Raw genomic sequence first — 13,138 nt, 5'->3', positions numbered from 1 at the left:
GAGGTGTGGACCGATGACCGGCACCCTGCTGCTCGGCGCCGTGGCCTACGACCCGAAGGTGGTGACCATCTGGGAGGGTTTCCGGTCGTGGTTCGGCGACCACGGCCTCGACGTCGACTACCTCCTCTACTCCCACTACGACCGGCAGGTCGAGGACCTGATCGCGGGCCGGATCGACCTGGCGTGGAACTCGCCGCTCGCGTGGATCCGCGCCGAGCGGATGGCGCGGGCGCGCGGGCTCGCTCTCCGCGCGGTGGCGATGCGTGACACCGACCGGGACCTCCGGTCGCTGGTGGTCGTACGCGCCGACGCCGACCTCCACTCCGTCGCCGACCTGCGCGGCCGGACCGTGGCGACCGGCGCGGTCGACTCGCCGCAGGCGACCCTGCTGCCGCTGGCGCTGCTGCGCGACGCCGGCCTCACACCCGGCGGGGATGTCGAGGTGCGCCGGTTCGACGTCGGCGTCGGCCTGCACGGCGATCACATCGGCGGCGAACGCGAGGCCGCGCAGGCGCTGCGGGCCGGCCGTGTCGACGCCGCCTGCCTCATCGACGCGAACCTGCTGGCGTTCGGCCGGGAGGGCACCCTGCCCCCGGGATCGGTGCGGGTGCTGGCCCAGACCGAGCCGTACGACCACTGCACCATGACCGCCGGTCCCGCCGCCGACCCGGGCCTCGTGGAGCAGTTCGGCAAGCTGCTGTTCGGCATGTCGTACGCCGATCCGGTCGCCCGGCCGCTGCTCGACCTGGAGGGGCTCAAGCGCTGGCTGCCCGGCCGGACCGACCGGTACGCGGCGCTGGACCGGGCGGTGACCGACACGGGCTTCTACGATCCGGACGGGGCGTTCGATGCCGGCCACCATCGACCTTGAGGGGCTCGGCCTCGACGCGGGCGGGCACCTTCTCGTCGAGCGGGCCCTGGCCCACCTCGCCCCCGGTGACCGGCTGGTGGTCCGGGGGCGGCATCCCACCCTCAGGCTGCACCTGGCCGCCTGGTGCCGGGCGGAGGGGCACCGGCTGGACCAGGAAGCGACCGCACCGACCGTCGTCCGGGGGAGTGCGGACCTGGACCGCTGGCGCGACGCGCGACGCGCCGGCCGGAACGCCGCCGACGTGGCCCCGCACGCGAGCCCGGCGTGGGGCCTCGCCGCCCGCGGCGCCCTGGTCGAGCCGGGCGGCCCGCCGCTCTCCGTCGACTGGGTGGACCGGGACCTCGTCTGGGCCGATATCGCACCCCAGCTCTACGCCCAGGCCACCGCCAACCAGTGGGACCCGGCGACCGCGGTCGACTGGGCGGCCCGCGGCCCGGTGCCGGACGACGTAGAGGACGCGGTCGTCCAGGTGATGACCTATCTCGTGGAGAACGAGCAGGCGGCGCTGATGATCCCGGCCCGGCTGCTGTCCCGGCTGCACCCGCACTACCGCGAGGTGATGCAGCTGCTGGCCGCGCAGGCGGCGGACGAGGCGCGGCACGTGGAGATCTTCACCCGCCGGGCGTTGCTGCACCGCGACGTGCTGGGGCTCTCGGGCGCCGGTGGCCGGGCGTCGCTCCAGACGCTCCTGGAGGAACCGGACTTCACCCTGGCGTCGTTCCTGCTCTCGGTGCTCGGCGAGGGCAGCTTCCTGGACCTGCTGCACTTCCTGCACCGGCACGCACCGGACGGGGTGACCGCCGACGTGACCCGGCTCGCCGCTCGGGACGAGGCCCGGCACGTGGCCTTCGGCGTCGCGCACACCGCCCACGTGGTCCGGGCGGACCCGGGCTTCCTGAGCCGGCTGCGCACCGCCGTCGAGCGGCGGCACGCCGCCCTCGCCGACACGGCGGGCCTCAACAAGCAGGTGTTCGACGCGCTGGTGATCCTGGCCGCCGGGTCCTGGGAGCCCGCCGCGATCGCCCGGGGCTGGCAGGAGGTGCTGCGGTTGCAGGAGACGATGGACAGCGGCCGCCGTCGCCGGCTGGAGTACATCGGCTTCCCCGCCGACGAAGCCGCCGCGCTGTCCGCCCTCCACACCCGCAACTTCATGTGAGCGCCGCCGGCGATCCGGGGCCGGCGGTAGCGTCGACAGGATGCGGCTCACGGTGCTCGGCGCGTGTGGCGCGTGGCCGGGGGCGGGCCAGGCGTGCAGCGGCTACCTTCTCGAACAGGACGGCTTCCGGCTGGTCGTCGACCTCGGCTACGCCACCGTTCCGCGGCTCCTGCAGTGGGTAACCGCGGACGAGGTCGACGCCGTGTTCGTCACCCACGGGCATCCCGATCACTGCGCCGACCTGGGCGCGCTGCTGCGTGCCCGCGCGTTCCACGACGACCCGCCGGCACCCCTGCCGGTGTACGCGCTGCCCGGCGCGCTCGACGCCGTGCTGGCGCTCGACCGGTCCCGCCTTGTCGACGCCGCGTACGTGCGGCACGACGTCACCGCGCGCAGCAACCTCGACATCGGCCCGTTCCGCGCCCGTACGCACCTGCTGCCGCACTTCGTGCCGAACGCCGGCGTACGGCTGGCCGCCGGCGGGCGGGTGCTCGCGTACACCGGTGACACCGGCCCGTGCCCGGAGGTGACGGAGCTGGCCGGTGACGCCGACCTGCTGCTGGCCGAGGCGACGTACGTGGACCGGGTGCCGGACGACTCGCGAGGCTTCCAGTCCAGCGCCCGGGACGCGGGCCGCCAGGCGGCCCGCGCCGGCGCCGCCCGCCTGCTCCTGACCCACCTCCGGCCCGGGACGGACCACGCGGCCGCCGAGGCGGCGGCCGCGGACGGGTACGACGGTGAGGTGGGTGTCGCCACGGCCGACCTCACCGTCGATCTCGGCTGACGACCGGCCGGGCGTTTCCCACCCGGCCGGTCGCCTGCTGGCGGCCGACCGTCCGCGGCGTCAGGCGCCGACGTAGGCCGCGAGGTGCTGCCCGGTGAGGGTGGAACGGTCGGCGACCAGGTCGGCGGGCGTGCCCTCGAAGACGACCCGGCCGCCGTCGTGACCGGCGCCGGGACCGAGGTCGATGATCCAGTCGGCGTGGGCCATGACCGCCTGGTGGTGCTCGATGACGATCACCGACTTGCCCGAGTCGACGAGCCGGTCGAGCAGGGCGAGGAGGTTCTCGACGTCGGCGAGGTGCAGGCCGGTGGTCGGCTCGTCGAGGACGTAGACGCCGCCCTTCTCGGCCATGTGGGTGGCGAGCTTGAGCCGCTGCCGCTCGCCGCCGGACAGGGTGGTGAGCGGCTGGCCGAGGGTGAGGTAGCCGAGCCCGACGTCAGCGAGCCGGTCGAGGATGGCGTGCGCGGCCGGCGTACGTGCCTCGCCGGCGCCGAAGAACTCCTCGGCCTCGGTGACCGACATGGCGAGCACCTCGGCGATGTCGCGGCCGCCCAGCGTGTACTCCAGCACCGACGCCTGGAACCGCTTCCCCTCGCACTCCTCGCAGGTGGACTCGACGGTGGCCATGACGCCCAGGTCGGTGTAGATGACGCCGGCGCCGTTGCAGGCGGGGCAGGCGCCCTCGGAGTTCGCGCTGAACAGCGCCGGCTTGACGCCGTTGGCCTTCGCGAACGCCTTGCGGATCGGGTCGAGCAGCCCGGTGTACGTCGCGGGGTTGCTGCGCCGCGAGCCCCGGATGGCACCCTGGTCGATCACCACCACGCCGTCACGGCCGGCCACGGAGCCGTGGACGAGCGAGCTCTTGCCGGAGCCGGCGACGCCGGTGACCACGCAGAGCACTCCGAGCGGGATGTCGACGTCCGCGTCCTGGAGGTTGTGCGTCGCGGCGCCGCGGACCTCCAGCCGGCCGGAGGGCGCGCGCACCGACGTCTTGAGGCTCGCCCGGTCGTCGAGGTGCCGGCCGGTGATGGTGTCACTGCCTCGCAACTCCTCGACGGTGCCCTCGAAGCAGATGGTGCCGCCGCCCGTGCCGGCGCCGGGGCCGAGGTCGACCACGTGGTCGGCGATCGCGATCGTCTCGGGCTTGTGCTCGACGACGAGGACGGTGTTGCCCTTGTCGCGCAGCCGCAGCAGCAGGTCGTTCATCCGCTGGATGTCGTGGGGGTGCAGGCCGATCGTGGGCTCGTCGAAGACGTACGTGACGTCGGTGAGCGAGGAGCCGAGGTGGCGGATCATCTTGGTGCGCTGAGCCTCACCTCCGGACAGGGTGCCCGCCGGACGGTCGAGCGAGAGGTAGCCCAGACCGATCTCGGTGAACGAGTCGAGGAGGTGCTGCAGCCCGCTGAGCAGCGGGGCCACCGACGGCTCGTCGAGCTTCCGGACCCAGTCGGCCAGGTCGCTGATCTGCATCGCGCAGAGGTCGGCGATGTTCTTGCCCCGGATCTTCGACGACCGCGCCTCCGGGGCGAGCCGGGTGCCGTCGCACTCGGGGCAGGTCCGGAACGTGACGGCCCGCTCCACGAAGGCGCGGATGTGCGGCTGCATGGCGTCGACGTCCTTGGCGAGCATCGACTTCTGGATCTTCGGGATCAGCCCCTCGTAGGTGAGGTTGATGCCGTCCACCTTGATCTTGGTCGGCTCCCGGTAGAGCAGGTCGTGCAGCTCCTTCTTCGTGTACCTGCCGATCGGCTTGTCCATGTCGAAGTAGCCGCTGCCGCTGAAGATGCGGCCGAACCAGCCGTCCATGCTGTAACCGGGGACCGTGAGCGCGCCCTCGCTGAGGGACTTGGTCTCGTCGTACAGCGCCGACAGGTCGAAGTCCTTGACCGAGCCCATCCCCTCGCACCGCGGGCACATGCCGCCGAGACGGTGGAAGGTCGCCTTCTCGGTCTTCGTCCGGCCCTCGCCGCGCTCGACGGTGATGGCGCCGCTCGCCTTCACCGACGGGACGTTGAACGAGTACGCGTTGGGCGAGCCGATGTGCGGCTCGCCCAACCGGCTGAACAGGATGCGCAGCATGGCGTTGGCGTCGGTGGCGGTGCCGACCGTCGACCGGGGGTTGGCGCCCATGCGCTCCTGGTCGACGATGATCGCGGTGGTGAGGCCGTCGAGCAGGTCGACCTCCGGCCGCGCCAACGTCGGCATGAAGCCCTGCACGAACGCGCTGTACGTCTCGTTGATGAGCCGCTGCGACTCCGCGGCGATCGTGGCGAAGACCAGGGAGCTCTTGCCCGAGCCGGAGACGCCGGTGAACACCGTCAGCCGGCGCTTCGGGATCTCGACGCTGACGTCCTTGAGGTTGTTCACGCGCGCGCCCAGCACCCGGATCAGGTCGTGGCTGTCGGCGGCGTGCAGCCCCGGCGATCGCGTGTCCGTCCTCGTGGCCTTGCTCATCGTCTCTCCATCCGTCGCGCGGGGCCGCCTACGGGGTCTCCCGGCGTCCTGGCTCGATCCAACTGTTGTCGGGCGGTACGTCTGGTTACTGGTCGTCGACGCGGTCGTGCCGCCCGGTCGGCGGCCCGGCCGCGATCGTCGGACGGCTCAGCGCAGTTCCTGGATGCGGATCATGTTTCCGGACGGGTCGCGGAACGCGCAGTCCCGGACGCCGTACGGCTGCTCGGTCGGCTCCTGGACCACCTCGGCGCCGCTGGCCTCCAGCTTGCCGAAGGTGCCGTCGAGGTCGGCGGTGGCCAGGTTGACGCCGAAGTAGCTGCCCTTGGCCACCAGCTCAAGGATCATCCGGCGTTCGTCGTCGGTGATGCCGGGGGTGGCGGCCGGCGGGTGCAGGACGATGGACGTGTCGGGCTGGCCGGCGGGACCGACCGTGATCCAGCGCATCCCCTTGTGCCCGACGTCGTTGCGGATCTCGAAGCCGAGGACGTCCCGGTAGAAGGTCAGGGAGGCGTCCGGGTCGGTGTGCGGAAGGAAGCTCGCGTGAATGGTGATGTCCATGACGGTCACGCTAGGTGCGGCCCGGCGCCGGGCGCTTCTTGATTCCTGACGGGTCGGGTCACCTGTTTCGCCACGCAGGGCGGCATCCCCGCGACCGCCCCCGTCGCCTGCTCGCGGTAGACGCTGGGCGGTACGCCCACGAGTTCGGTGAACCGCGTGCTGAACGTGCCCAGGGACGCGCAACCCACCTGAAAACAGACCTCGGTGACGCTGAGGTCGCCACGACGCAGCAGGGCCATGGCGCGTTCGATGCGGCGGGTCATGAGATAGGAGTACGGGGACTCGCCGTAGGCCAGCCGGAACTGGCGGCTGAGGTGGCCGGCGGACATGTGCACGGCGCGGGCGAGGGCCTCGACGTTGAGTGGTTGCGCGTACTCCCGGTCGATCCGGTCGCGGACCCGGCGCAGCCGCGCGAGGTCGCTCAGCCGCTGCGCCTCTACGGAAGTGCTGGTCACGTCCAGAATCGTGCCATCTCGCACCCGCGTTGCCCAGCGTCGCCGCCGGCGCGGGTCGGCTCCGGCCGGGGTGGCGCGGACGCCCGGCGCATCCGCGCGGTGACGGCGCGTGCTCACCGTGCCGACCAGAACGGGTCCCGGCCGATGAGACCGAGCAGCCTGGTCTGGGTGTCCGCGTCGCCGGGGACCTCGACCCGGGTGCCGTACTGCCCGGAGGAGCGCAGAACCTCCTCCATCTGCGCCATCTGCCCGAGCAGCTCCGCGCAGAAGTCGTCGTCCAGGCGGTCGTCCTGCCCCGTGGCGCGGGCGAGGTCCCAGGTGTGCATGAACACGTCGGCGGTGTAGAAGCGGTCGACCGCCGTCTCGACGGGCAGGCTGCCGACGTGCCGGTTGGTGAATTCGCGGCGCGCGGTCTCCGGGTCGTCCAGCACGGCCTGCACACCGTCGCAGTGCACCTGCCACGCGGTGACCGGGTCGTCGTCCACGGACGGGCCGCGGGGCAGGTCGATGCCGGCGCCGGCGGCGAGGAACCCGGGGAACCACTCGGTCAGGTGGCGCACGACGTCCCGGGCGGTCCAGCCGGCGACCGGGGCCGGCACGTCCCAGGACCGGGTGCCGCGGACGCGGTCCATGAACAGGCCGGCAACCTGTCGGTGCCGCTGTGCCGGGTGCTCAGGCAGCGCCATCGGCGAGCATCCTCTCCAGCTTCGCGTACCCCTCGTCGACGCCGACCTCCATGCCGCTGCGCAGCCACGCGTCACGGCTCTCGAAGCTGTCGACGAGGGACTGCGTCCGCAACCGTGTACGGCCGTCGCCCAGGTCGTCGAACCACAACGTCTCCAGCGCGACCGCGTCGGGATCGCCCTCGTACGTGAAGGTCTGCATGATCCGGTCCGGCCGTACCTCGTGGAAGCACCCGTGGAACCCGTACTCCGTGCCGTCGCCCACCGACACGTACCGCCAGCTCCCGCCGGTACGCGCGTCCCAGTGCTCGATCCGGGTGGTCATGGTGTCGGGGCCCACCCAGCGGGCGAACAACTCGGGATCCGTGTGGGCGCGGTACAAATGCCCGGGTGCCGCCGCGAAGTCACGCCTCATCCGGATGACCGGCAGCGTCGGATCGGCCTCGATGACCGTCTCCGTGATCCTGCGCATGCTCGTCTCCCCTCATCTCCGTCAGGACCGCGTCGAGGCGGCGGTAGCGCCGCTCGGCACGGTCGCGGTAGCGCTCGATCCAGGTGTCCACGAGGTCGAAGACCTCGACCTCCAGCCGCACCGGCCGCGGCTGCGGCCCGCGCGGCCGGCTGACGAGCCCGGCGTCCTCGAGGACCCGCAGGTGTTTGTAGACGGCCTGCAGCGTCATCCGGTACGGCGCGGCGAGCTGGCTCACGGTCGCGTCGCCCTCCGAGAGCCGGGCCACCATGTCGCGCCGCGTGGGATCGGCGAGGGCGGCGAAGGCGCGGGACAGTGCGTCCGTGGTCATACCCGTCCGTTTCAACCCGATGGTTTAAAGGGACCGTAGACCCTCGCGCACCCGTCCGGCAACCTCCCGGTTGACAGTGCTGGTGACGCGCGTCGGGTCAGGGCCCCGGCTGCTGCGCCGGGACCACGACGTTCCGGTAGCTGAGGGTGAGGAGGAACGCGACGACCACGGTGGCGAGCGCCACCACGAGCGGCGGCGCCCTCAGCAGCCCGGGCGCCATCCCGGCGATCACGAGCAACGCCAGGGTGCCGCGCCACGGTCGGTGCACTCCGTACAGCACGACGCCGAGCAGGGTCCGCCCGACGATGTGCAGGGCGATCCCGCCCATGATGACGAGCGACCACACGGCGTTCGCCCGGCCGAGGGGTTGGCGGATGGTGAGCTCGGCGCCGACCGCCACGGCGACGGTTCCCGCGACCATGATCCCGTGGCAGTACGCGGCCGCGACCGCGATTCTCGGCGCGCCCGTGTTGACGGCGGTTCCGAGATCCCGCCCGGACGGCAGGAAGTAGTTCCACAGCATGACCGTCGCGCTGGCGAAGGCGACGGCGAAGGCGAGGGTGCGGACGTAGTCGAAGCCGGCGCTGCTGTAGGCCTGTCCGCTGAGCACGACGAGCGCGCCGAGGGCGATGATGTGGATCTGACGGTACCGCTCGGCGATGTGGTCGCCGATGACCTTCAGATGCGCCGACGGTGCCCTCAGTTTCGGCACCGGCCAACCGAACCAGGCGCTCGCGCCGTCGACGACGATCGCCGCCGCCCACAGGGCGAGCCGGCCCGGGACGGGGAGGAAGGCTCCCACCAGCCACAGGACGGCCGAGACGCTGAACCAGACGAGGACGCGCGCCGAGCGCGCCTGCAACGGCGAACCACGCAGGACGGGGACGAGCACCAGCCCCCGGACGATGTGGATGCCGGCGTAGGCGCCGGCGAACAGCAGGCCGTGATCGCCGAAGGCGGTCGGGACGGCCGCCGCCATCAGCAGTCCGGCGAACATGATGACGATGATGAGTCGTTGCAGCCGGGGCTCGTCCGGGTTGAACCAGTCCGTCGACCAGGCTGTGGCGACCCAGACCCAGTAGATCGCGGCGAGGAGCACCAGGGACTCCGCGACGTTGACCAGGCTGAGGTCGGCCAGCGCGCGTTGTGACACCCGGGCGAGGGCGAAGATCATGGCGAGATCGAAGAAGAGTTCGTACGCGGAGAGTTCGCGGGGGTCCTTCCGTTTCCGGGTGAGGCGCTCCAGCGGGGTACCCGCGCGGACCGGCTCGGGGCCGATCCGGCCGTAGCTCAGCACGACGCCGATCAGCACCGCGCCGACGGCGCCGCCCACGGCGAGCGGCGGTAACCGCACCATGGCGGGGGACACGGCCGCGATCACCAGCATGCCGACGCCGGCCCGCCACGGGCGTCGCTGGAACAGGGCCCGCGCGTACAGGGCGCGTCCGGCAAGATAGAGGAAGGGCCCGGCCAGGACGGCGGCCGACCACACGGCCCGGGCCTCGCCCAGCGGTTCGGAGATGAGTATCTCGGCGCCCATGGCCGTGACCACGATCCCGACGACCATGATCAGATACGTGTATGAGGCGCGGATGGCGGCCGAGGCCGGTCGTCGGTCGAGGGCGTCCCGGAGGGGGAGCCCCCGCGGCAGGAAGAAGGCCCGGGCCATCAGTCCGGCGATCGCGAACGCGAGGGCGAAGGCGCCGACCCGGACGATGTCGAGATCGGTCTTGCTGAGGGCGATGCCGCTCGCCAGGACCACTTCCCCCAACGCGATGATGAAGACCTGCCGGTGACGCTCGGCGAAATGGTCGCCCTGCACCCGCAGATGCTGCTCCCGCAACAGCGGCAACCCGGGCACCCGCCAGCCGATGCCGACACCCACGTAGTCCAGCGCCACCGCCACCGACCACAGCGCGAGCCGCGGGGTCGCCGGAAGGAACGCGCCGGCGATCCACAGGGGCGCGGTCGCGCCGAACCAGGTCGCCGCGCGCGCGGAACGCGCCGCGGGCGGGTGGCCGTGCAGGACCGCGACGATCGACAGGTGCCGTACGAGGTGCGCCGCGACGTTCGCCCCGGCGAAGACGATGCCGTGTTCGCCGAAGGCCTCGGGTACGGCGGCGGCGGCCACCAGCCCCGCGAACATCATCCCGATGACGATCCGCTGCACGAAGGGCTCGTCCGGGTCGAGCCAGTCCGTCGTACGGGCCGCACCGACCCACAGCCACCAGACCGCCGCGAGCAGCACCAGGGTCTGGAGCGAGTTCTCCCAACCGAAATCGTGCAGGAAACGCCGCGACAACTGCATGAGCGCGAAGATGATGGCGAGGTCGAAGAAGAGTTCGACGAATGTTATTTCGCGGGGTTGCCCGGAATCCCGGATGAGCCGTTCGACCTCGGTCCGCGCCACCGCTCATCCGCCTCGTCCATCGTGGTACCGGGTATTCGTACCACGCTGGGAGAGACGGTCGGGCCGTTATGCGCCGCAGGCGGAAGCGACGGATGGCCTGAGGTTTTCTTGCGAATCCCGCCGGGCGGGCCGGGACGGGCTCCGGCCCGGCGGGATCCGCCGGGCCGGAGCGTGGTGCCGTCAACGGGTGTGCGGATCAGCTCGTCCGCACCGCGCCGGTGACCTTGCTGTCACGGACGGTGGCGCCGATGGCGTCCACCGAGCCGTTCACCTGGCTCTCCACGATCGACACCACGGAGGCGCCGGCCGCGTGGAGCGAGCCGTTGAGGGTGGAGTTGAAGGCGATCAGGCCCGCGCCCGGCGCGACCGCGATCGCACCGTTGACGGTCGCCCCGTCCAGGCAGGTGACGCCGGACGTGACGTTCATGCTGCCGATCTGCCGACCGCTCAGGACGGTCGTGCAGGCCGGGTAGTTGGGCTGCGTCTGCACGTTCAGCTCCGAGAAGGAGATCGCCCGGGCGTTGTTGGTCCGGGGGTCGTCCAGCTTGAGGACGTCGAGACCCTTCTGGATGTCGTTCGAGTAGATGTAGCCGTTGTGGTAGTACGTCGACCAGGCCCCGCCGAGGATGCGGCGGGTGTCCGAGAGCGGGCCCCGCTCCCAGTAGGCGATCTCGACCGGGTTGGCCGAGTCGGTGAAGTCGATCACCGAGATGCCGCCCTGGTACCAGGCCTGGACCATGATGTCGCGGCCCATGGCCGGGATGAGCGAGCCGTTGTGCGCCACGCAGTTCTCAAGGGTGGTGTTCAGACGCGGGATCTTGAAGTAGCCCTTGAAGACCAGCTCGCGGTCCGCCCCCGAGCCGGTGATGTCGTAGATCGCGTCCGCGCCCTGGTTGGCCCGGTAGGTGCTGGTGCAGATCGCGCTGCTGCCGCCACCGAGCTCGTCGGTGAAGACGACCTTGGTGCCGGCGTTGTTGAACGTGGCCGAGTGCCAGAACGCGAAGTTCGTGTCCCGGACCTGGCTGAGGATCACCGGGTTCTCCCGGTCGGAGATGTCGAACAGGACGCCGTCACCCATGCAGGCGCCGGCGGCCAGGTCGAGCGCCGGGTAGGCGGTGATGTCGTGGCAGCCGCTCGTCGAACCGGCGCCGTTGGTGCCCGGGAAGAGAACCGGGGTGGCCACCACGGCGGCGCTGGTCGGGTTGTCCAGCGGCACCTTGACGATCGAGATCTTGTCGTGCGGGGGCTTGCAGTAGAACGCGCCGTTCGACGGGCCGTACGACTGGATGTAGACGTAGACGCTCTTGCCGTCCTTGCTCGGCACCAGCGTCTGGGTGTGCGAGCCGCAGTCGGTCCGGACCGACTTGATGTACTGCGGGTTCGCCTTGTCGCTGATGTCGAAGATCCGGATGCCCTCCCAGGAGCTCTCGAGGGCGGACGACGCGCTCGTGCTGCTGCACGAGTCGTTGCTACGGGGCGCGTCGACAGCGAGGAACAGCAGGTTGCCGAAGACCGACGGGTCGCCCTGCGAGCCGGAGCAGACCACCTGGCTGACCACCTCGGGCGAGGTGGGGTCACTGACGTCGAAGACGTTGAAGCCCTCGTAGTTGCCAGCGAAGACGTAGTTGCCCTGGAACGCCAGGTCCGAGTTGTACGCCCCCTCGCTGGCGAACCCGCCGAACTTCGGGACGTTGGCGATCTGCCGGATGTTGTCGCTGCTGGCGATCTCGTCGACGCCGGGGATGGTGTCGGCGGCGGCGGTCACGCCGTCGGCGGCCTCGCCCGCGATGCAGTACTCGGCGAAGTTGTCACCAGCGGCCCGGAACGACTCGCAGACGTCCGTGCCTTCGGCCGAGTCGGTGGCGCCGCTCGCCGGGGTGGCGGCTGCCACGACAGCGGTGAGGAGGAGTGCGCCGGTGGCAGCGAGGCCGACGGCCAGCTTCCGGCTTCCTCGTGAGGTTGGTTGGGACATGTAGCGACACCCTTCGTCATGTGGGCATGAGTAGCGGGACGATATCCCTGATCAGCCACTCAGCCGACGTGGGTTTTGATCACGCTTCGGCAACAGCGGAAAAATTGCGGAAGCCCAAATAACCGCAGGCCCGGCAATCGAATCTTTTCTCTGCGAGGGAGTTGCCGTCGCAGGTCAATGCCGCGCTACCATCCCCGCCAACCTCGGACGTACGGCGGGAGTCAAGTTGTGCTAGGTGGACGGATCCGCGGAATTTCTCGACAGTCGCGGGCAATCGTGCTGATCGAGCTGGCCGTATTGGCGCTTCTGGCTGCGGGTGCGGCGGTGGCCGTCTGGGCGCCCGGCGACGACCCGCGACCGGCGGCGCAGGCCGACCCGCGGCAGACCCTCGACATGCCCGGCCTGCCGAACGCCACCGCGCCGGTGCTGTTGCCCGGACGTCCCGGCGAGTCGGCGCGGAGCCGCCCGGCGAACGAGACGTCACCCGTCCCGCCCCGGTCCTACAACAACGCCGACGTCCGGTTCGTCGCGATGATGATCCCGCACCACGAGCAGGCGCTCGTGATGGCCAGGCTGGTCGCCGCCCGGGGCGAGAACCCGCAGCTCAAAATCATCGCGGACCGGATCCTGGCCGCCCAGGAGCCGGAGATCAGGACGCTGGAGACCTGGCTGACCGACCGGGGTCTGGACCGCGACTCCGCGGGCGACCATCGCCACACCATGCGCGGGATGCAGTCGGCGGAGGCGCTGGACCGCCTCACCGCCGCCCGGGGCGCGGAGTTCGACCGGATGTTCGTCGGGATGATGACCGACCACCATCAGGGCGCGATCGACATGGCGGACGAGGTCCTGGCGCTGGGTGTGGACGGCATCGTCAACGAGATGGCGAGCAGTGTCGTCGTGGAGCAGGGCGCCGAGATGAACCGGATGCGCCAGGTGCTGGGCGCCGCGCGGTAGTTCGAGCCGGCGGCGGAGCCGGCGCGCTTGCACTTAGG

Annotated in this window: 12 protein-coding genes; 4 read left to right on the top strand and 8 right to left on the bottom strand. The window is 71.2% G+C overall.

Annotated features, from left to right (window positions below; translation table 11 throughout):
* The first annotated feature begins 13 nt into the window (after window positions 1–13).
* From D7193_RS30385 to D7193_RS30375, 3 genes are read left to right on the top strand one after another with little or no spacing between them, the layout of a single operon-like run.
* Window positions 14–871 (top strand): phosphate/phosphite/phosphonate ABC transporter substrate-binding protein, encoded by an 858-nt coding sequence (locus tag D7193_RS30385; protein WP_120783101.1) that lies wholly within the window; start codon window positions 14–16, stop codon window positions 869–871.
* The gene (locus D7193_RS30380; protein ID WP_120783100.1) at window positions 849–2,027 is read left to right on the top strand and encodes a ferritin-like domain-containing protein; all 1,179 of its coding nucleotides are present in this window, start codon (window positions 849–851) and stop codon (window positions 2,025–2,027) included. The genes D7193_RS30385 and D7193_RS30380 overlap by 23 nt, the downstream gene beginning before the upstream one ends.
* A gap of 40 nt (window positions 2,028–2,067) precedes the next feature.
* Window positions 2,068–2,811 (top strand): MBL fold metallo-hydrolase, encoded by a 744-nt coding sequence (locus D7193_RS30375; protein ID WP_120783099.1) that lies wholly within the window; start codon window positions 2,068–2,070, stop codon window positions 2,809–2,811.
* A 60-nt stretch (window positions 2,812–2,871) separates the two neighbouring features.
* On the opposite strand, the gene D7193_RS30370 is transcribed toward D7193_RS30375, so the two are convergent.
* The 8 genes from D7193_RS30370 to D7193_RS30335 form a co-directional block, all read right to left on the bottom strand.
* Window positions 2,872–5,265 carry an ATP-binding cassette domain-containing protein gene (locus tag D7193_RS30370; protein WP_120783098.1) on the bottom strand — a complete coding sequence of 798 codons (2,394 nt, stop codon included), beginning with the start codon at window positions 5,263–5,265 and terminating at the stop codon, window positions 2,872–2,874.
* 147 nt (window positions 5,266–5,412) lie between these two features.
* Entirely contained in the window at window positions 5,413–5,823 is a 411-nt protein-coding gene (locus D7193_RS30365) for a VOC family protein (protein WP_120783168.1), read from the bottom strand.
* A 5-nt stretch (window positions 5,824–5,828) separates the two neighbouring features.
* Complete coding sequence (locus tag D7193_RS30360; RefSeq protein WP_120783097.1) at window positions 5,829–6,278, bottom strand: helix-turn-helix transcriptional regulator; 450 nt, start codon at window positions 6,276–6,278, stop codon at window positions 5,829–5,831.
* 113 nt (window positions 6,279–6,391) lie between these two features.
* On the bottom strand, window positions 6,392–6,964 hold the full coding sequence (locus tag D7193_RS30355) for a TIGR03086 family metal-binding protein (RefSeq protein WP_120783096.1): 573 nt from the start codon (window positions 6,962–6,964) through the stop codon (window positions 6,392–6,394).
* The gene (locus D7193_RS30350) at window positions 6,951–7,433 is read right to left on the bottom strand and encodes an SRPBCC family protein (protein ID WP_120783095.1); all 483 of its coding nucleotides are present in this window, start codon (window positions 7,431–7,433) and stop codon (window positions 6,951–6,953) included. The genes D7193_RS30355 and D7193_RS30350 overlap by 14 nt, the downstream gene beginning before the upstream one ends.
* Window positions 7,366–7,761: an ArsR/SmtB family transcription factor gene (locus tag D7193_RS30345; protein ID WP_120783094.1), complete on the bottom strand. Its 396-nt coding sequence runs from the start codon at window positions 7,759–7,761 to the stop codon at window positions 7,366–7,368. The genes D7193_RS30350 and D7193_RS30345 overlap by 68 nt, the downstream gene beginning before the upstream one ends.
* Window positions 7,762–7,858: 97 nt before the next feature.
* Window positions 7,859–10,171: a low temperature requirement protein A gene (locus tag D7193_RS30340; protein ID WP_120783093.1), complete on the bottom strand. Its 2,313-nt coding sequence runs from the start codon at window positions 10,169–10,171 to the stop codon at window positions 7,859–7,861.
* 196 nt (window positions 10,172–10,367) lie between these two features.
* Window positions 10,368–12,143 (bottom strand): LVIVD repeat-containing protein, encoded by a 1,776-nt coding sequence (locus tag D7193_RS30335; protein WP_377456372.1) that lies wholly within the window; start codon window positions 12,141–12,143, stop codon window positions 10,368–10,370.
* A 276-nt stretch (window positions 12,144–12,419) separates the two neighbouring features.
* Between D7193_RS30335 and D7193_RS30330 the strand changes: the two genes are divergently transcribed.
* Window positions 12,420–13,100: a DUF305 domain-containing protein gene (locus D7193_RS30330; RefSeq protein WP_158674890.1), complete on the top strand. Its 681-nt coding sequence runs from the start codon at window positions 12,420–12,422 to the stop codon at window positions 13,098–13,100.
* Window positions 13,101–13,138: the final 38 nt, after the last annotated feature.

The organism is Micromonospora costi, assembly GCF_003626655.1.
GTDB lineage: Bacteria > Actinomycetota > Actinomycetes > Mycobacteriales > Micromonosporaceae > Micromonospora > Micromonospora costi.
The sequence above is the reverse complement of the archived record's forward strand: the minus strand, read 5'-3'. Positions and strand labels throughout refer to the sequence as shown.

Bases quoted from the DNA above. Each gene is read 5' to 3' on its own strand.
- D7193_RS30385 (WP_120783101.1), top strand. From the start codon at position 14: ATGACCGGCACCCTGCTGCTCGGCGCCGTGGCCTACGACCCGAAGGTG.
- D7193_RS30380 (WP_120783100.1), top strand. From the start codon at position 849: ATGCCGGCCACCATCGACCTTGAGGGGCTCGGCCTCGACGCGGGCGGG.
- D7193_RS30375 (WP_120783099.1), top strand. From the start codon at position 2,068: ATGCGGCTCACGGTGCTCGGCGCGTGTGGCGCGTGGCCGGGGGCGGGC.
- D7193_RS30370 (WP_120783098.1), bottom strand. From the start codon at position 5,265: ATGAGCAAGGCCACGAGGACGGACACGCGATCGCCGGGGCTGCACGCC.
- D7193_RS30365 (WP_120783168.1), bottom strand. From the start codon at position 5,823: ATGGACATCACCATTCACGCGAGCTTCCTTCCGCACACCGACCCGGAC.
- D7193_RS30355 (WP_120783096.1), bottom strand. From the start codon at position 6,964: ATGGCGCTGCCTGAGCACCCGGCACAGCGGCACCGACAGGTTGCCGGC.
- D7193_RS30350 (WP_120783095.1), bottom strand. From the start codon at position 7,433: ATGCGCAGGATCACGGAGACGGTCATCGAGGCCGATCCGACGCTGCCG.
- D7193_RS30345 (WP_120783094.1), bottom strand. From the start codon at position 7,761: ATGACCACGGACGCACTGTCCCGCGCCTTCGCCGCCCTCGCCGATCCC.
- D7193_RS30335 (WP_377456372.1), bottom strand. From the start codon at position 12,143: ATGTCCCAACCAACCTCACGAGGAAGCCGGAAGCTGGCCGTCGGCCTC.